This is a genomic window from Shewanella sp. BC20, assembly GCF_003129585.1.
Lineage (GTDB): Bacteria > Pseudomonadota > Gammaproteobacteria > Enterobacterales > Shewanellaceae > Shewanella > Shewanella seohaensis.
In genome coordinates this window covers 71,492-91,296 of record NZ_NHRI01000003.1, presented here as the reverse complement: position 1 = coordinate 91,296, position 19,805 = coordinate 71,492, and the positions used below count along the sequence as shown (strand labels likewise).

The following is a 19,805-nucleotide window of genomic DNA, read 5'->3' as shown; positions in this document are numbered from 1 at the left end:
CAATGAAATCAATGCCACTCAAAACCCTGCTACAAAAGCCAACATTACTCCTGTTGCTCGGCCTGAGTTTATTCAGCTTAAATGCCTTTGCCATGTCACTACAGGAAGCCAAATCCCAAGGTTACTTAGGTGAGCAGCTCAATGGCTATTTGGGCCTAGTGCAAAATAATAGCGAGGCCAAAGCCGTGATGGACGATGTGAATAACAAACGCCGCGCCCATTACGAGACCATCGCGAAAAAGAACAATATCTCCGCAGCCGATGTGGCTAAACTTGCCGGTGAAAAAGCCATCGCCGCCACAGATAAAGGCAACTATGTGCAAAACGCCCAAGGAAAATGGGTTAAAAAGTAGAGAGTTAACACTGCTTAGTGACTAAGCACGGACAAACACGCCTGCAATTGCAGGCGTTTTTGTATCAAGCATATCTTGTAGATTGCCCCTCTCAATGCGATTGCACTTGCTAAAATCCTAAGAGATGGAGAGAAATTTGTGCGTGATTTGTACTACTGAGTGATATACAGTTCTTCAACCACGAAATACCAGCCTTGTTTCTGCATACATTGGACGAGTAAAACACTTCGAAGTGCGTGGCTTGGCAATATTTCAGCGGATGAGCGCAATTGTTCCAAGCACAAATTCAGAGCCTGAACTTGCTCAGCTTGTTGCTCAGCCGTCATCTGGTGAGCTCCTTCATTGCCCATTGGTGCCCATGATTTAAAGTAACCAAGGTGGGGCGCTATCAATTCAAGCCCCGTCAACTCTTGGCTTGTTTGTTCATAGGTCCCCTTCGTATTGCAACCAAACAACATGGCCAGTGAACAACACAAAATCGGTAGTTTACCCATAGTTTCCTAAAGCTGATAAGTTGAGGTTAAGCCAACATTGTACATAGGTTATCAATTAGCTATCAGAGCAGCCAGCGAGCACAATCTTTGATGCCTGAAATAAGGTTTGCTCAATCCAATCCCGAAAATATGAAATACGTGAGTAATGTTCAATCACGCCATACTTGCCCTCTTCCCAATTGGTTGACTCGGCATTTTGCCATGAGCTGACACCGATAAGACAAACTGAATCGGCCGATGTGAGATACGCGGGGCCGCCCGAATCTCCTGGGCCACTTATCCCCTCCAATGGTAAGGCATTCGCATCGCGGTCAAATGCAAATTGCAGCCATTGCTCCTGCACCCCGACCACGCCGTTGTGTGCCGCGCGTAATTGTTTGTCGGCCCCCGCAACGCCCACCAGTCCATTACCATAATCGCCACGTCCGACGAAGGTGGCGATTTTGCCCGTTTCGGTTGAGGTATGATTCAACTTAGCGAGTGTTGCATCCTCAATGGGAGAAGCCAATTGAACCAAGGCAATATCGTAGGGAAAGTGCCTTTCTTTCCAAAGTGGATGTTTTATCACGTCTTTAATCGGGTAAAAATGCGTTTTAAATTGCACCTTATTGCCGACCGTTAGCTCATTAGCCACGTGCGCCGCCGTCACAATCCATTGCTTATCGATAAGGCTGCCAGTACCAAGCACGATTTCATCGCCTTTATAAAGTCCTAAAAAGCTGACCGTCGAATTATCGCTTTGCGCCGCCGCTTGATATTTCGCGTCATCAACATCATGCCTGATAATCATGGCATTGGCGGTACAGGTTATCGCCAGTAACAGTACGAACATCCATTTCATATTGAGCTCCTATCCTTGCGTATATTTATTCGCCAATATTGCGTGATGAGAATATCGAGAATTAATCATCATTAATGTCGAGAACTTAACAGCTTTTTCTCATTTGAGATATAGCCGCTGCATCCAGATTATTCAGGCTTGATTGATCAACATGACATGTTGAATGACATCGCAATTTATCCGTAGAAAATAAAAGCGCAGCGAACTTGTGTTCACCGCGCTTTTTAATATTTACCCCTAGGCTTTAACTCTAAAGTTTAATCCTGAAAGGGGTTAACGATTGGCAGCCTTATTTAAAATACAAGCTATGGAATTTAAGGTGCTCTTCAATAAAGCTCGCAATAAAGTAATAGCTATGGTCGTACCCCGCCTGCATACGCAAATCTAAGGGGTAGCCTTTTGCTTTGGCGATATCACTAAGCGTTTGTGGCATCAGTTGCGCCTCTAAAAAGCTGTCGGCATCACCTTGGTCGACTAACACCGGCACTTCATTAATCGCCAGTTTTAGCAACTCACAGGCATCGTATTGGCGCCAGTGCTCGCGATTTTCCCCTAAATACTCGGTAAAGGCTTTAATCCCCCAAGGCGCATTGCTTGGATTGCTGATAGGACTAAAAGCCGAGATTGAACTGTATCTGTGGGGATTAGTTAACCCTATCACTAACGCGCCGTGTCCGCCCATGGAGTGGCCAGAGATAGCGCGCTGCCCAGTTACGGGGAAATTCGCTTCAATCAGCGCAGGCAGCTCATGCACTATATAGTCGTACATTTTATAGTGGCGATTCCAAGGCGCTCTGGTCGCGTTTAAATAAAACCCCGCGCCGAGGCCCAAGTCATAGGCTTTATCCGGCGCATCGGCGACATCATCGCCACGGGGACTCGTATCGGGGGCGACGATAGCCATTCCCAACTGAGCCGCAATACGCTGCGCGCCCGCCTTCTGCATAAAGTTTTCGTCGGTACAGGTGAGACCCGATAGCCAATACAACACAGGCACAGGTTTGTTGGCCGCCTCGGGTGGCAGGTAAATCGCAAAGCGCATCTCGCAATTCAGCGCCTGAGATTGATGGCGATACTGTTTGTGCCAACCACCAAAACTCTTGTTACAGCTGATATTTTCTATGGTCATTTCAATCCCTTTCCTGTTCACTTTCAGCATTTAGCTTGCCGTTCAAGACCCTATAACAAGCTTAAAACGCATAAGCAGCAGATAAGCCGTTAACGGTTATCTGCTGCTGTGATGGCAAACTGAGCGCTTATTTATCGAAATGGATCACGCTGCGAATGCTCTTGCCTTCATGCATCAAGTCGAAGGCTTCGTTGACTTGCTCAAGTCCCATAGTGTGGGTGATAAAGTCATCGAGTTTAAACTCACCTGCTAGGTATTGTTCAACGATTTTAGGTAATTGCGAGCGTCCTTTCACGCCACCGAAGGCAGAACCGCGCCATACACGGCCCGTCACCAGTTGGAATGGACGGGTGGAGATCTCCTGCCCTGCGCCTGCAACACCAATGATCACAGACTCGCCCCAGCCCTTGTGGCAACACTCGAGCGCGCTGCGCATCACATTGACATTACCGATACATTCGAAGGAATAATCTACGCCGCCATCGGTCATCTCAACAATCACCTCTTGAATAGGTTTGTCGAAATGTTTCGGATTAATACAATCGGTTGCACCTAACTTACGGGCAAGTTCGAATTTAGATTCGTTAATATCGATGGCAATAATTCGGCTGGCTTTAGCCATGGTCGCACCAATAATGGCCGAAAGACCAATACCACCTAGGCCGAAAATCGCCACGGTCGCGCCTTCTTCCACCTTAGCGGTGTTCATTACGGCGCCCATACCTGTTGTCACACCACAACCTAGCAGACAGATCTCTTCTAATGGCGCAGTTTTATTAACCTTAGCCAATGAAATTTCAGGCAATACCGTGTATTCAGAGAAGGTAGAACAACCCATGTAATGGAAAATGGGCTGGCCATCTTTATAGAAACGCGTGGTGCCATCTGGCATCAAACCTTTGCCTTGGGTCGCACGGATCTTCTGGCACAGGTTTGTTTTACCCGATAAACAGAATTTACATTCGCCACACTCAGGCGTGTAGAGAGGGATCACATGGTCGCCCACCTGCACGCTGGTCACACCTTCGCCCACTTGCTCAACAATACCACCGCCCTCATGGCCGAGGATCGCTGGGAATACGCCTTCTGGATCGTCACCACTTAAAGTAAACGCATCGGTATGGCACACCCCTGTCGCCACGATGCGAACTAACACTTCGCCAGCTTTTGGTAACATCACATCGACTTCTTCAATCTTGAGCGGCTGTCCTGGCCCCCAGGCCACGGCGGCCTTTGACTTGATAAACTGTGGTTTTTCGTTCGACATGCTTGTCTTTCCTTCTTTTAATCAATGGGCTTATCGATTTACGGCTTACCCTAGCCCTACTCGCTTGTAAGCATAGATTGAGGTGGATGGATAAGCTTAAAAATAGTGTGCGGTAATGCAGTCACTAGATTGTATTTATTTCCTGAGGATTGATAATCTAGCATTTTGGCAATTCATTTTTACTGAGAAGCAACAATGTACCTTTGGGATGGCATATCAGAATTTGTAGCAGTGGCCGAGGCTGAGAACTTTACCTTGGCCGCACAGCGCCTCAATGTGTCCACCGCCCACGTGAGTCGGCAAATCGGTGCGCTGGAAAATCGACTCGGTACTAAGCTGTTTTATCGTACAACACGCAAGGTATCGCTCACCGAAGAAGGCACGATTTATTATCGCCATTGCCGCCAATTGCAAACAGGACTCGAGGAGGCCGAGCGGGCAATTACCGATCTAAAAGGCTCACCCCAAGGATTGGTAAAACTCACCGCGCCCGTGGCCTACGGCGAAAAATTTATCATGCCGTTACTCAATGATTTTATGGTGCAATATCCCAGCGTGGAATTTAATGTCGACTTGACCAACAGAACCTTAGATTTGATTGAAGGCGGTTACGATTTAGCCATTCGCCTTGGCAAACTCGCCGACTCCAGCCTGATGGCTAAACCCTTGAGTAGCCGTACCCATTATGTGGCCGCCTCGCCCAGTTACGTTGAAAAATACGGTGAGCCCCATACGCTTTCGGAGTTAAATCAACATAATTGCCTGATCGGGAATCACAATTACTGGCGCTTTATTGAAAATGGCCGTGAGCGCAATATCAAGGTACGTGGCAACCTTATCTGCAACAGCGGCTACGCCCTGCGAGATGCAGCATTAAAGGGCATAGGAATAGTGCAACTGCCTGATTATTATATTGAAGAAGATATACATGCAGGTACACTCATCTCCTTTCTCGACGCGCACCGTGAAGCTAAAGAAGGCATTTGGGCGCTCTATCCGCAGAATCGTCACCTGAGCGCCAAAGTAAGGGTATTAGTGGATTATCTCGCGGAAAAACTGGCGATGGAGAATGCGTAGTAGCGAGTCCATCGCGGCGAACCAGAATATCAAATCATCTAATCGGCAACCAATAACGCCGCTTGAGCTTGACGGATTACTCGATATTTAGCGCCAATTTTCCCTCAAGGTGTAATACAACATCCCTAGCGCAAGAACCTGATTACCAAACCATTCATTCAGTGGGATCCGAATATGGCGCATCGCGGCGAAGAGATCGAACTCTCGCATTTGGCCATCGATCGCCTGCCCCATGATCTCTGCCATAATATGGGAAGTCGCGACGCCATGACCCGAATATCCCTGACAATAGAAGATATTAGGCGCTATCTTGCCCAGCTGGGGAATACGGTTAATCACAATTCCCGCCATGCCAGCCCAAGCAAATTCAATATCGACACCTTTTAACTGGGGAAAAGTGCGTTCAATCGCCGGACGCAGCTCGGCAGCAACGTTTTTAGCATCGCGGCCGCTGTAATTGGTGCCACCGCCAAACATCAAACGGTTATCGGCGGTTAAGCGGTAATAATCCAGCACGAAACGGCAATCATACACAGCTAAATCCTGCGGATTGAGTTGCTTAGCCAGCTCTGGCGGCAATTGCGCCGTCGCACAATTACCAAGGGAGGCGGGAAATAACATGCCCCGTAGCTTGGGTCGGCCCAATTTGTGGTAGGCATTGCCCGCGATAAGCACGTTATTTGCCTTAACCGTTCCTTTTGGCGTGACAACAGTTGCCAGCTCTCCTTGCTGAATATCCAGCACCTGCGAGTGTTCAAAAATCTTAGCGCCTAAGGAGGCTGCGGCTCGCGCCTCACCAAGACATAAATTCACCGAATGCAGATGCATATTGCGTCGATTAACTAAACCGCCGTGATACAAGGGCGAAGCTAAATAGGCGGGCATATCCTGTTCTGGCACTAAGGTCATAAACTCACCCATGCCACGGCGATTGGCTTCATCGAACATTTGCTGTAACTCTGCCAGATGTGAGGGGCGATACGCCGTCTGGATATGGCCAAATTTTAAATCACAATCAATGCCATACTTCGCCACTCTGCTTTTGATGATATCGTGCCCACGCCAGCGCAGATTCCACACATAATCCTCGGCCTCCTGACCAAGCTGACGCCGCAATTGCTTGGTCATGGCGGCATCGCCGGACAAACTCCCCGTCACTTGGCCGCCATTTCGCCCTGTCGCGCCCCAAGCAATCTTATTGGCCTCTAATAATGCGACCTTGTAGCCTTTTTCAGACAATTCCACCGCCGTTGCCACACCGGTAAACCCGCCGCCGATAATGGCCACATCGACCCGAATATCGCCTTCAAGTTCAGGATAATCAGACTCTTGCTTGATGGTGGCATTGTAATAAGACGCGCAGCGTTTAGCAGACATAGGGATCCTTTGAACAGATTTAAGCTGTTTTTGTTTTATATTTTTTACATTTGTTCAGAATTTTCGAGTATATCTAAGCTAATATCGTGGTCAACAGAAGATTGTAGAGCCGAATAAAACTCAACCCGTGCGGCCATCCTAAATCGTGCTTATCAATAGAATTTACCGCCACATTGGCTTAAGCTACAGGCCATTACGACCGCAATGGCAGGCTGACACCGCGTTTTTGTAAGACAAACACTTTGCCTGCCCCCACAAGGATAAATTTAGGACATACCATGTTTCAGGATCCTCAAACGCCGCCTAGCTTACTGCCTTTTTCTCAAGCCTGTGAAAATAACAAAGGTCCAATACTCGCCGTACTACAAACCGCCTTTGCCAGCGCCAAACAGGTGCTGGAAATTGGCAGCGGCACCGGACAACACGCGGTCTACTTTGCTGAAAATCTGCCTCAGCTTTTCTGGCAAACCAGCGATCAAACCGATTACCTTGAGGGTATTAGCGCAAGATGTCGCCAACAAGGGCATCAAAAAGGTATCAACAACCTCGGCTTGCCCTTCGCACTCGATGTCACCCAACCCTGGCCCATCAATGACACCCGCATCGACGCCGTGTTTAGCGCCAATACCCTGCATATTATGAGTCAAACCATGGTTGAAGCCTTTTTTGCTGGCTTGGGCCAATATTTGCCACAACTCAATACCCTCTGTATTTACGGCCCTTTTAACTACCAAGGCCAGTTTACCAGCGACAGTAATCGTCAATTCGATCAGTATTTAAAACAAAGAGATAGTGAGAGTGGTATCCGGGACATAGAATGGATTATTCAGCTCGCCCAAGCGCAAGCCTTCACATTGGTTGCTGATACCGCCATGCCCGCCAATAATCGGCTACTGCATTTTTCAAAACAGGAAAAATAATATTGCCGTGGTGTTATGTAACGTAATGCCAGAACCTTGAAAGACTTCATCGCCAGCATAATTCAGCAGATGCGAACCTATAATTCGCATCACTTAGAATGGAAAACTGATTTACATAAAGTTGAGTTTCGAGAATGTCAAAGTTTGGTGTGTTATTAGACCTGAAAATACTATTAGGCCGAATCACCATTCTTTTAATTGTTGAAGTGACTTTATTCGATCTCGCTGAAAAAGCATCGCTTCAAATACATCACTGAATTGATCTGTATTAACACCTAACCCTGGCAGCGCAAAACTTGCCTGCGTAAAAAATACATTTTTGTTTTCGCTCCATGCAATCTCCCACCAATCAAGGATCCAATCCTTAGATTGCTGCATTCTCAATTTTGTCGGAAGACGATCACTTTTATTTGCATTAATGGAGTGCTTAGTCGGAAGTAGATTCCAAAGATCGTTATTAGGCCATCGCGCGAATGGAAAAGCATGGTCAATCGCAAATTCACTATGCTCCAACAGAGCCCCACTCCAACAACAATTCAGATCCGCAACTTGTTGCAGTTCTTGTACTCTGTCTCTGATCTGCTGCGTATTACGCTGAGCATCTTCCCACTTAAGCGCAGCATAAAAATCGACCTGACTATAAGCATGCTGTTTATTAAGTTCATATCCAGCCATAACTGAACACCACTCGTTGATTAGTGCTGGTTCAATCCAAATACTGTACTGGGTTAACGAATCCCAAATTCGTTTGGGTACTTTAAAAATACCAAATGACTTCAGATAATTGAAATCTATTGATAGATAGCTTTTCGGGGATCTATTCGGCAGTATTTCAACTTCAAATACAGCCTTATCAGTACCTGGCAAGGTAATATATTTTGCCGGCATATTTTTGATAGTGGAGCTAATATCTTTTAGTGTGTGATGCACTGCATCGATTAATGAAGTCTCGACAAACGCAGCACCTAAATAAAAATCGTTGTTAGCAAAGCTAGCCAAACTCCCCCAGCCATTTGGTTTTATAAATCCGAGCCCTTTATTGACATTGCTGCTTTGCTGCATCGGTTTAGGACCATCCACAAGCGGCTTATATAGCTTAAGCCAGTACAACGCCACGAGTCCTAATGGTAGTAAAACAGAGTCTTCATGTTGTTCGATGACAGCTCCAGCATGCCCTTCAGCAATTCGTAATAATGCCCTCAGTAAAGCCAACTTATAGGTGGATGACTTACTATCATTTACCACGATATTTCTGATCAGTGGAAATGCGCCAGTGCCGTCATCAGGTAAGGTACATACAACTGTTTCCCAAACAACTTCGGATCTTCCAAGCTGATCAGCTTGAGATGCTCTACCTATCTCAAACTGTAAGCCGAATTGGCTTGCTAATTCAGCCACTTCTGACGAACTCACATCAAACATCAGCCTATCATCAGGACTAGCGCCATGTCGTAACGAGATCACCATCTTCCCATTAGGTTTGAGCAATGAACTCAATTTACGAAAAGCGCGTTGGCGGTGAGATGGCGGGATATGCATCCAAACCGCACTTAATAAAATAAGATCGAATTTGGTGTGTAATGCAAAGACAGAGGAAAGCTCAGGCAAAGAGTCATTGAGCCAAAAAACGTCTAAATCCATAGAGCGCTGTTTTGCTATTTCTAATAGTGCTTTGGCAGGTTCAACGGCTACAACACTGTAACCACGTTGCGCGAGATAACGAGCATCACGTCCAGAACCAGCTCCAACATCGAGTATCATTCCCTCTTTAGGAAGATATTCAAGCCATTCCTTATGAACAGCTTCGAAAGACAAGCTGTCGTATTGAGATGCAAACTGTTCAGCACTTTTTGAGTAAAACTCTATTGTCTTATTGTTCACAGCATTTGAAAATCCACTGAGCGAATACACCCTATGCTAACTCAATTTAAATCAATGAATCAATTAGTTAACAGTAAACAATATTATTGAATTCGTTCATCGTCACAGTATTGGCTGTTTTGTTAAAACGAACCACGTGAATGGCTAGCACGCCAACTTGAGTGTGAAACATCACGATGCTCAAGAAGCGCTATGGCAAGTGGATACCGAAAGACTCGCAACGCATAGCAAGTCGCATACCTGAAATGATGGGGTTTAATGCGGGCATAAACGGACAGGGAAACGCAGATTTTGCCCAGAAACAACAAAGGGAACCAGTAAGATACTGATTCCCTTTGCTTAAATGTGGCGGTGAGAGAGGGAGTCGAACCCTCGATACGTTTCCGTATACACACTTTCCAGGCGTGCTCCTTCGGCCACTCGGACATCTCACCAGATTGTTGTGATTCGTTTTACGTGTTAATCAGCCACGCTGCTACGACCTTATAAGCTTTACTCGTAAGCTTTCGTCGTTAACGGAGCGGTACTGTACGCAAAAGCCTGTGGGTGGTCAAGTAAAAAAGAGTTGATTTCAGGCGGTTGCGCAATTGCTAAACAAACCGCCTGATAAATTGAGATTTATGTCCGACTTTCGCCATTAATTGACGTTGAACTTGTTCACTTCCTTGGACATTAGCGCCGCATCGTAGGTCAGTGCCTTGGTCAATTCCCGTAATTCATCCGAAATCCTCTGGGTATTGAGATAAATTTCACTGATCTTCAATGCATTGCGATTCACATCCTCAGACACGGCAGACTGCTCATGGGTTGCCGTGGCAATTTGCTCATTCATGCGGTCGATAATATCCACTTGCTCGACGATGCGTTTAAGCTCAATCCCCGCCTGCTCGGCTTCGTGCACGCTGTTATTGGCCTGTGCGAGTCCGCGTTCCATGGCTTTAACGGCAATGCTGGCGCCCGATTTCAGTCTATCCGTCATATTCTTAATATCCGAGGTCGAGGTTTGTGAGCGCTGGGCAAGACTTCTCACTTCATCGGCCACGACGGCAAAGCCCCGTCCCATCTCGCCTGCCCTTGCCGCTTCAATCGCCGCATTAAGTGCAAGTAGATTCGTTTGTTCGGCAATGCCGCTTATCACATCGAGTACCACCACAATACCGTGGATTTCACGGTCGAGTTCATTAATGGCCTTAGAGGCGCCATCAATATCATCGGCTAAAGCCTTAATGGCGGCACTGGTACGACCCACTTCGATATTACCCGCTTTTGCCTCATGATTCGCCGCGGTGGAGGCTTCCGATGCATTAACGGCGTTACTGGCGATTTCTGCCACCGTCGCACTCATCTCCGTCATTGCCGAGGCCACTTGTTCGGCCTCACTGTGCCCTGCCATCACATCTTGCTCCATTGCGTGGGTGCACACATCCATTTGCTCTACCGCTTGCTGTAACTTGCTTGCGCTGGCACGTACTTGCAGGATCACACTCTCAAAATCATTCATCATATCGTTGAATGCAATGGCTAATTCCCCAAATTCATCCGAGCTGTTTTGGGTTAAACGCACACTGAGATCATAATGTTTTCTGGCCTTTGTCACCGTCGAATACACATGGTGCACACTGTCGTGTAGATAACGGATAACCGACAGACTCAGCAGCAGCACTAACACTAACACCACGGTTAATGTCACCAGCACGAAGAACATATGCTCGTTGGCTGTATAGAGTCGGTCTGTGGTGGTCTTAACCAGATCGGTAGAAACTTCTTGCTCAAAATCCCGTAAACGGTCGATACGTGCCGTGGATTTCGCAAACCAGTCCTCTGGGTTTTGTTGCTGAATTTTTTGATTATCTTGGTCGATTGCTATTTGTCTCAGCGCCTCAACTTCTCTGACTTCGTTACCACTTTGCAGCTGACGAATACCCTCTATAAGATTGGGCGTGGCAAGTGCCAAGAAGCGCTCCAGATAAGTATTTTGCTCTGAGACTAAGGTTATAAACTTGGCATACACCTTAGGTTTGAAACCTGCTTGACCGAAGGTTGAACTTAAGACCGCACGCTCAATCCCCGCACGTTCCTTCATTTGTAGATAGGCACTGAATGCAGCGGCCTTAATGGCAATTTCTTGGTTAGCGCCCGCCTTTGCCGTTTCATCGACGATAGCTAATAACTGTTTATTGAGATCGGTGTAATAGGCCACTTCATCGGCCACACTGATGGATAAACTGTCGATTTGCGAACGGATCCCCGAAAGGCGACCAAGCTGCGTGTTAATCTCCCATAGTTTAGGCGCAAACACTTCGGGTAACGCATTGTTTGAAATGAAATCTTGGAATTGTTTTAACTGGCTATCCGTCAGTTGTCTTTGACTTGGGATTTTGCCTGCAAAGGCTTTACCCGCTGAGCCAATAAAGCCTGCGCTCATGCCACGCTCTTTTTGTAGCTCATGCACCAGATTACTGTTGGTGACTGCCAATTCACTCAATTGGACGATAAGCTTAAGCTCTTGACGATACTCATATTTTTCAATGAGAAACAAAGCACCATATAAAAAACATGCAAATAAGGGCGGCAATACAACCATGAGTAATTTTTGTTTCAAGCTGAGGTTGCCAATCCATTGCCATTTCATAGTGATTTCCTTATTAAAGCGAGGTTAAGAGATAAGACAAAATAGGTATAGCATAGGATTTACGCGAGAACGACCATTTTCACCTAATTTAGCTGTTACTAAACACCTAAAAAACAGATGCTTGCATAAACTTATTTCGGCGGTAACCCATCTTCTACGGATAATAAACTGTGTGAGAAATAGAGATTGAAAAAGTATCAATTGCAGGTACACAACCAAAACAAGGGAGGAACATGCTCCTCCCCCGTTAAGGTCAATTAGCTGAAGAGTTGTGGGAACAGCCCTTTAATACCAGCGGCAATCACCTCAATCCCAATCGACAGCATTAATAGCCCCATCAAACGGGTAATAACGTTAATCCCTGTTTTACCAAGAATTTTGTAGATGATTGACGCCATTCTGAACAGGGCGAAACTCACCAAGCCAAAAATGATCACTGTGATAAACATCGCCACGAAATTGGAGAAGGAATTATGCTCTGCGGCAAACACGATGACCGAGCTAATCGCACCAGGGCCTGCCATTAACGGCAAGGCTAACGGCACCACCGCCACGGACTCCATCGCCGAAGATTCGCGGTCTTCCTCTTGGTTGCGTTTTACTTCACCCAATTTACCCTGCAGCATCGACATCGCAATAATGGCGATCAGCGTGCCGCCGGCAATTCTAAAAGCCGAGAGTGAAATACTGAACATATTCAAAATATGTTGCCCCGCCACTATGGTCACCAGCAGGATCACCACCACCGCAAAGTTAGCCACTTTACCCGTATGGTTACGCTCGGCTTCGGTTTGATGACTGGTTAAGCTCACAAACACTGGCAACAAACCAATGGGGTTGATAATGGCAACGAGGCCGAGAAAAAATTTAACGTAAAGTGTTAACTCCAAGTTGCAGTCCTTATTGAGCGTGTCACGCCAATTTCATCAAACTAACCGTAAGGGCAAGTATAGTAGCTTAACCGCAGATGACTGAAAAATGAGATTTTTGAGGTTAAATCACAAGTTTGAGTAATAGCTGCTGGCAATCCTCGGCCGATTCTAAGTCAAAGAGGGTAAAACAGATCATAGTTACTGTATTTTTATTACATAAGAGCGCCAAACTGACTAGGCGATCACACTTTCACCTCAGCTTTAGGTGTAATTTTTTACCATAAAGAAGATTTAGCGAATCGCGCATTCCCTAAATCTTTTTAGGAGTCTTAATCATGACAGTAACTAATGCTCAAGAACTGGATCTCATGGTCGAGCGCGTCGCCAAAGCGCAAGCCGAATATGCCAGTTTTAGCCAAGCTCAAGTCGATGCCATTTTCCGCGCCGCCGCACTGGCCGCCGCCGATGCGCGCATATCGCTTGCGAAAATGGCCGCCGCCGAAACCCGAATGGGAGTGATAGAAGACAAAGTGATTAAAAACCACTTTGCCTCCGAGTACATTTACAACAAGTACAAAGATGAAAAGACCTGCGGAATTTTATCCGAGGACCCCACCTTCGGTACTATCACTATCGCCGAGCCCGTGGGCATTATCTGTGGGATTGTCCCCACCACGAATCCCACTTCCACCGCCATTTTCAAAGCATTGATCAGCCTTAAAACCCGCAATGCGATTATTTTCTCCCCTCACCCAAGGGCGAAAGTCTCGACCACCACAGCGGCTAAACTGGTGCTAGATGCTGCTATTGCCGCCGGTGCGCCCAAGGACATTATCGGTTGGATTGATGAGCCCAGTGTGGCACTTTCCAATCAATTAATGACCCACGCTAAAGTGAACCTTATCCTCGCCACAGGTGGCCCAGGCATGGTGAAAGCCGCCTACTCGTCCGGCAAACCCGCAATTGGCGTGGGCGCGGGTAACACGCCGATTGTTATTGATGAAACCGCCGACATAAAACGCGCGGTCAGCTCGATTCTGATGTCTAAAACCTTCGATAACGGCGTTGTCTGTGCCTCAGAGCAAGCGGTAATTGTGGTTGACAGTATCTACGAGCAAGTCAAAGAGCGCTTCGCGACCCATGGCGGTTACCTCTTAAATGCAGCGCAAACCGCTGCGATGCAACAAGTCATCCTTAAAAATGGCGGCTTAAATGCCGATATCGTCGGCCAAAGCGCCGCAACCATAGCGCAAATGGCGGGCATTGATGTCCCCCACACTACTAAGGTATTAATTGGTGAAGTCACCGATATCACAGAGGCCGAAGCCTTTGCCCACGAAAAACTATCCCCATTACTTGGCATGTTCCGCGCCGCCGATTTCAATGATGCCGTCGATAAAGCAGAAGCCTTAGTTGCCTTAGGCGGTATTGGCCATACATCAGGCTTATATACCGACCAAGACACCCAAACTGAGCGGGTGAAAACCTTTGGTTTTAGAATGAAAACCGCGCGAATTTTAATCAACACTCCTGCGTCACAGGGCGGCATTGGCGATCTGTACAACTTTAAACTCGCTCCCTCGCTCACTTTAGGTTGTGGCTCTTGGGGCGGAAACTCGATTTCGGAAAACGTCGGCCCAAGTCATTTAATCAATAAAAAAACCGTCGCTAAGAGGGCTGAAAACATGCTGTGGCACAAGCTTCCTTCATCTATCTACTTTCGCCGCGGCAGTTTACCCATTGCCCTTGAAGAATTAAGCGATAAAAAACGCGCCCTCGTAGTGACCGACAGATTCCTGTTTAACCAAGGTTATTGCGACGAAACCTTAAAGATTTTAAAAGCACAGGGCCTTGAAACCGAAGTCTTTTACGAGGTGGAAGCCGACCCCACACTGGCCACCGTACGCCTAGGTGCCAAAGTCGCCAATAGCTTTAAGCCCGATGTGATTATTGCCTTAGGCGGTGGCTCACCCATGGATGCGGCCAAGATTATTTGGGTGATGTACGAGCATCCCGATGTCGACTTTGCCGATTTAGCGCTGCGTTTTATGGATATCCGTAAACGTATCTATAAATTCCCTAAAATGGGCGTCAAAGCCACTATGGTGGCAATCCCCACCACATCAGGCACAGGCTCTGAGGTCACACCTTTTGCCGTAGTCACCGATGAACAAACTGGTAAAAAATATCCCATCGCCGACTATCAACTCACTCCTAACATGGCAATTGTTGACCCGAATCTGGTGATGGATATGCCTAAATCCTTAACCGCTTTCGGTGGAATCGATGCTATCACCCACGCGCTCGAAGCCTATGTCAGCGTGATGGCGAATGAGTACAGCGATGGTCAAGCCCTGCAGGCACTCGACCTACTGTGCAAATATTTACCCGATGCCTATGAGCTTGGCGCCGCATCTCCCATCGCCCGTGAAAAAGTGCACAATGGTGCAACCATAGCCGGTATCGCCTTCGCCAACGCCTTCCTTGGGATCTGTCACTCCATGGCCCATAAACTGGGCGCCGAGTTTCACTTAGCCCATGGACTCGCCAATGCGCTACTGATCAGTAATGTGATCCGCTTTAATGCGACCGACTTACCCACTAAGCAAGCCGCATTCAGCCAATACGACAGACCCAAAGCCCTGTGTCGTTACGCGGCGATTGCCGATCATTTAGCCTTAGGTGGAAGTTCAGATGCGGAAAAAGTCGAGAAATTGCTGGAAAAAATCGAGCAACTCAAGAAGACGCTGGGCATTCCAGCATCTATCCAAGAAGCGGGAGTTAACGAAGCCGACTTCCTCGCCAAACTAGACGAGCTCGCCGAGGATGCCTTCGATGACCAATGTACTGGCGCAAACCCGCGCTACCCTTTGATTAGTGAGCTAAAACAGCTACTGCTCGACAGCTACTATGGCCGCCCATTTACCGAGCAATAGCGCTTAATAGATATAGTGTCTAGGGAGAGAAGTCATTCAATGCAAAAGCCCTCGTTTGAGGGCTTTTTTATGGATGAAACTTAAGCAAAATCAATTGTTCACGCCATGCTAGCGTTACGATTGTTCAAGCCAAGTATCAAACAAACTCAGCTAGTTCAACGCTAACACATAGTCTATGGCACTGGTGATTGCGGCAACTTGGGCTAGATTGCACTCTGCGGGCGTGGCCGATGGGCTGTCGGGATACACTTCCGTGGTGGTGTTATAAATACAACCCGTCACACTGCTGCATAAACCTAGTGCTTTCAATGGGTAGTTGATCACCCCGTGTTGCACCACTGTCGAGCCGATAATCTCGCCCTTTTCATCGGCGGGCGCGATGTGGGTGACTTTGCTGACCCCGTCAATAATCGCCTTTTGGAAGGCATCCTGCGGATTTTCGGTATCACCTACGGCATAAAATCCATCTGGAATGGTGCCGGGGATAAAGTCTTTGCCATCACGCGCGGCCAATGCTGGGCGAAATTCATCTTCATCCGAGTCGGTGGTTTCATGTAAATCCACATGCACATCAAAACCTTGTGGGACACTTGCCACCAGTGCCATCAGTGCTGCCGACTCTTCTGCTGGGCTATTGGCATAAAACGAGCGGTTTGGATCGATAGCTTTGGGGTTCCAGCGATTAATGGTCTCATAACCCCAGGGGCTCACACACACTGCCACCACTAAGTTTACGCGCTCAGCATAGTGAGCCGCGTTATTAGCCAAAAAAGCCAAGGCGCCATGCACACCACTGGTTTCGTAGCCGTGTACGCCACCTGTGACTAAGACGGTTTTCTTGTTCGGATCGAACGTAGCAGATTTAACCGCAAACAAGGGATAACGCGCAGAGTCAATCGATAAGGCGCCATATTGCACCACACTCAGCCCTATTTCGGCCAGTTGTGACTCCATCGCCTTTAGTGGCGTGACTACATTATCTTGGTATGAACGCTTAATTTGCGTGTTAGCAAACCATGCGGCCTTTTCGGCATCGCCCCATTTTTCACCGACAGTCCCGATTGGGTAAAAACTCACATTCGCCATAGGTTCTCTTCTTCTGATTTTATGTTTGGGTCTTATGGTTAAAGATCGTTATAGATCAAAGCACGAGTTGCATTGGAATATCGCGGATCCCACCGCGCTCGCGAATATCACCTTGTGCAACAAAGCCAAAGTGCTGATAAACAGGCAGCGCATTCACCGCCGAGTTAACGGTAAAAGTGCCTGGATTTCCCTTAGCAAGACACTCAGCTTTAGCAAGCTCCCACAGCTGACGCGACAGGCCTTGCCCCTTGGCAATATCCGCCACAAATAGATGATAAAGATGACTGTTATCCTTCATCCCCACCACACCGACAAGTTCGCCAGTCTCATTAATTGCAACATGATATTGATAACCTAAGGCAAAATAATGAGCCACCGACTCAACCGACATGGCTTTGACTAAGGTTTCAGCGCCCACATCTGTGCACGTGGGGGCGATATAAACTCGTGTAAGCTGCGTGATTAATGCGCTTATCGCCTCAATATCTGTTGTCGTCGCCGCTCTGATCAGCATCTTCATTCCTTGATAAGTCCAGTGTTTAACTGACTTAGATTCACAATCCTAGTATTAAAAAGCCAGAACAGGGTTCTGGCTTTGGCAACAAGTTAATGGGACTTAATACCCAGTGGATTTAAGTCCATCATCCGTTACTTTTTCGTCCAGCTGTCCATCCAACGGAACACGTTCGCGTACCATTGTTCGAGGTTTTCTGGCTTTAAGATCCAGTGGTTTTCATCAGGGAAAATCAGTAGCTCTGATGGAATCCCCTTGCGTTGCATATAGCTGAATGAGGCTAAACCTTGGCCATAAGGCACACGGAAGTCCTTCTCGCCATGGATAACCAGCATTGGCGTCTTCCAGTTTTCCACATAGTTTACTGGGTTAAACTTCTCATATAAGGCTTTGTTATCTGAGTAAGTGCCGCCAAACTCATGCTCTGGGAACCACACTTCTTCGGTCACATAGTACATAGAGCGCATATCGAACAGACCCGCGTGGTTAACGAGGCACTTAAAGCCATCGTTCCAGTTACCTTGGATCCAGTTCATCATGTAGCCGCCGTAAGAGCCACCCAAGGCACAGGCATTTTGTGGATCGAGCCATTTTTGTTGTTGGCTCACCGCTGCCAGACCTTTTTGTAAGTCTTCTAATGGCTTACCGCCCCAATCTTGGCTGATAGAATCGGTAAAGGCTTGGCCGTAACCAGTTGAACCGTGGAAGTCCACCATCACAACACCATAACCCGCGCCTGCCCATAACTGGGCGTTCCAACGACCACTGAAGGCGTTACCAAATGACCCCTGTGGACCACCGTGGACTAGGTATGCAATCGGATACTTTTTGCCTTCTTGGTAGTTGGCAGGTTTGATCCAGTAACCGTAAACATCTTCGTTGCTCCAACCTTTAAAGCTAAATTGTTGGAACTCACCGAATTTGATTTCGGCCAGTTTGTCTTTGTTGACTTCTGTCAGACGTTTCAGGCCTTGACCGTCGGTGTTGATGCGATACAGATCGCCCGGCTCAACTAAGGTTTTGCTGTCGAAGATCAGTTGATCGTCGGCGATCGCAATCAGGCTATTGCTGCCGTCGCTGTAGACAGACTGCACATCACCAAACTGAGTATTCACTTTGAAAATAGACACTTGGCCAATGTCTTGTGCCGTCACATACAGAGTACGGTTGTCCGGTGCAAACATCAGCGAGCCTGGGCTTCTGTCCCACAGTGGTGCCACTTCCTTCGACTGTCCAGTGCTGGTATCACGCAGCATAATGCGGTAACGGTCAGCTTCGAAGCCGGGTTTAGTCATCGCGAGGTACGCCATATAGCGACCATCGCTTGAGAATGTTGGCTGGGCGTCCCAGGCGATGTTAGCGGCGGTTAAGTTAGTGGCTTTGCCACCGTTCACACTCACCTGCCACAGATCGTAGTTTGTCGTCCAAGCTTGATCTTTGCTTGGCGCTTTGGCGCTGTACACCACATATTTGCCATCAGGAGTGAAGGTCACTTCTTCCATGCCTGAGAATGGCTTAGGTGGAGTTTCTGTGTCTAAACCTTGGGTGATGTCCACCACTTTAGTCAGCTTCTCGCCGTTAAGGGCACCCACAAATAAGTGGTTACGGGCATGATCTTCCCAGGTATCCCAGTGACGTACCATCAACTGCTTGTATTCACGGCCCGTCGATTTACGATCTTCTTCAGCCTTAAATTTGTCTTTTGAGCACGCTAAGTCTTTACACTCTGGGAAGACACGCATGCTGAGCACGATTTGCTTGCCATCATTAGAGAGTTTGTAACCATCAATATCCAATGGCAGATCAGAAACTTGCTGCGCTTCACCGCCCGTTAATGGCAGTTGGAACAGTTGGCTTGAACCATTGCGGCTGGCGAGGAAATAAATCGATTTGTCATCGTTTGCGAAGCTGACATCGTGCTCAGTACCCGCAGCAGAAGTGATCTGCATCGGCTTAGCGTCCGCTTGCGTCAAATCGAGAATATATAAATCTGAGCTCGCCTCTCCCTTGTCATTAACGGTTTTCAGACCGTAGACCAATTTAGTGCCATCGTGGGACACCGCGGCTGAATGCAATTTGTTGAGTTTAACCAGCTGTTGCACAGTAAAAGGCTTAGGATCGGCCGCGTGGGCTGAACAGGCCAAACCTGCCGCGCTAAGCGCCAATAGGAGAGGAGCTATTTTCATTGTTATATCCATCTTTTGTTAAACACATTCGGTAGTTGTACCGAATGAACGGTCAAAACGATCATCAATCGTCTTTGTGAAGATAAGTTTGCCACACTAACGAAACAAAAACGCTCAAGCAAGCCAAAAGGCGTACTTGAGCGTATTTTTTTGTGACAAATTGTCAGTCTGCATCGAATGGTGTCATTGAGTGCCACTCGCCGCCCTTTCCCGCTCAAATCCCGCTTAAAAAAGCGACAT

General features: G+C 47.4%; 15 protein-coding genes and 1 tRNA gene. 4 read left to right on the top strand and 12 right to left on the bottom strand.

Translation table 11 applies throughout. The features are described from left to right. The first annotated feature begins 2 nt into the window (after positions 1 to 2). A complete protein-coding gene (locus CBX96_RS04650; RefSeq protein WP_011626323.1) occupies positions 3 to 353 on the top strand; it encodes a YdbL family protein in 351 nt (116 codons plus the stop codon). 152 nt (positions 354 to 505) lie between these two features. Here the strand turns inward: CBX96_RS04650 and CBX96_RS04645 are convergent, their stop codons facing one another. The 4 genes from CBX96_RS04645 to CBX96_RS04630 all read right to left on the bottom strand — a co-directional run bounded on the left by CBX96_RS04645 (position 506) and on the right by CBX96_RS04630 (position 4,084). Beyond that, positions 506 to 847, bottom strand: coding sequence for a hypothetical protein (locus CBX96_RS04645; RefSeq protein WP_086903647.1), 342 nt, complete (start codon positions 845 to 847; stop codon positions 506 to 508). 55 nt (positions 848 to 902) lie between these two features. Further along, a complete protein-coding gene (locus tag CBX96_RS04640) occupies positions 903 to 1,688 on the bottom strand; it encodes a trypsin-like serine protease (protein WP_109285884.1) in 786 nt (261 codons plus the stop codon). A 289-nt stretch (positions 1,689 to 1,977) separates the two neighbouring features. After that, a complete protein-coding gene (gene fghA, locus CBX96_RS04635; protein ID WP_011622558.1) occupies positions 1,978 to 2,817 on the bottom strand; it encodes an S-formylglutathione hydrolase in 840 nt (279 codons plus the stop codon). A gap of 127 nt (positions 2,818 to 2,944) precedes the next feature. Next, positions 2,945 to 4,084 (bottom strand): S-(hydroxymethyl)glutathione dehydrogenase/class III alcohol dehydrogenase, encoded by a 1,140-nt coding sequence (locus tag CBX96_RS04630; protein ID WP_011622557.1) that lies wholly within the window; start codon positions 4,082 to 4,084, stop codon positions 2,945 to 2,947. Positions 4,085 to 4,279: 195 nt separating this feature from the next. Here CBX96_RS04630 and CBX96_RS04625 point away from each other — a divergent pair, with 195 nt between their 5' ends. Next, on the top strand, positions 4,280 to 5,161 hold the full coding sequence (locus CBX96_RS04625; protein ID WP_109285883.1) for a LysR substrate-binding domain-containing protein: 882 nt from the start codon (positions 4,280 to 4,282) through the stop codon (positions 5,159 to 5,161). An 87-nt stretch (positions 5,162 to 5,248) separates the two neighbouring features. Here the strand turns inward: CBX96_RS04625 and CBX96_RS04620 are convergent, their stop codons facing one another. Beyond that, entirely contained in the window at positions 5,249 to 6,538 is a 1,290-nt protein-coding gene (locus CBX96_RS04620; RefSeq protein ID WP_109285882.1) for an FAD-binding oxidoreductase, read from the bottom strand. A 278-nt stretch (positions 6,539 to 6,816) separates the two neighbouring features. Between CBX96_RS04620 and CBX96_RS04615 the strand changes: the two genes are divergently transcribed. Beyond that, positions 6,817 to 7,458, top strand: a complete 642-nt coding sequence (locus CBX96_RS04615) for a DUF938 domain-containing protein (RefSeq protein WP_109285881.1) — start codon at positions 6,817 to 6,819, stop codon at positions 7,456 to 7,458. Positions 7,459 to 7,641: 183 nt separating this feature from the next. Here the strand turns inward: CBX96_RS04615 and CBX96_RS04610 are convergent, their stop codons facing one another. From CBX96_RS04610 to CBX96_RS04595, 4 genes are all read right to left on the bottom strand, one after another. Continuing rightward, complete coding sequence (locus tag CBX96_RS04610; RefSeq protein WP_258294073.1) at positions 7,642 to 9,339, bottom strand: class I SAM-dependent methyltransferase; 1,698 nt, start codon at positions 9,337 to 9,339, stop codon at positions 7,642 to 7,644. 346 nt (positions 9,340 to 9,685) lie between these two features. Next, a tRNA-Ser gene (locus tag CBX96_RS04605) sits at positions 9,686 to 9,773 on the bottom strand. 203 nt (positions 9,774 to 9,976) lie between these two features. Continuing rightward, complete coding sequence (locus CBX96_RS04600) at positions 9,977 to 11,971, bottom strand: methyl-accepting chemotaxis protein (RefSeq protein ID WP_109285879.1); 1,995 nt, start codon at positions 11,969 to 11,971, stop codon at positions 9,977 to 9,979. Between the two features lie 257 nt (positions 11,972 to 12,228). Then, entirely contained in the window at positions 12,229 to 12,861 is a 633-nt protein-coding gene (locus CBX96_RS04595; RefSeq protein ID WP_011622460.1) for a YchE family NAAT transporter, read from the bottom strand. Positions 12,862 to 13,178: 317 nt separating this feature from the next. Between CBX96_RS04595 and adhE the strand changes: the two genes are divergently transcribed. Continuing rightward, positions 13,179 to 15,779: a bifunctional acetaldehyde-CoA/alcohol dehydrogenase gene (gene adhE, locus CBX96_RS04590; protein ID WP_109285878.1), complete on the top strand. Its 2,601-nt coding sequence runs from the start codon at positions 13,179 to 13,181 to the stop codon at positions 15,777 to 15,779. Between the two features lie 150 nt (positions 15,780 to 15,929). On the opposite strand, the gene CBX96_RS04585 is transcribed toward adhE, so the two are convergent. The 3 genes from CBX96_RS04585 to CBX96_RS04575 all read right to left on the bottom strand — a co-directional run bounded on the left by CBX96_RS04585 (position 15,930) and on the right by CBX96_RS04575 (position 19,565). Next, the gene (locus tag CBX96_RS04585; protein ID WP_109285877.1) at positions 15,930 to 16,865 is read right to left on the bottom strand and encodes a M14 family metallocarboxypeptidase; all 936 of its coding nucleotides are present in this window, start codon (positions 16,863 to 16,865) and stop codon (positions 15,930 to 15,932) included. 55 nt (positions 16,866 to 16,920) lie between these two features. After that, a complete protein-coding gene (locus tag CBX96_RS04580; protein WP_109285876.1) occupies positions 16,921 to 17,379 on the bottom strand; it encodes a GNAT family N-acetyltransferase in 459 nt (152 codons plus the stop codon). A 134-nt stretch (positions 17,380 to 17,513) separates the two neighbouring features. Continuing rightward, entirely contained in the window at positions 17,514 to 19,565 is a 2,052-nt protein-coding gene (locus tag CBX96_RS04575) for a S9 family peptidase (RefSeq protein WP_181382139.1), read from the bottom strand. Positions 19,566 to 19,805: the final 240 nt, after the last annotated feature.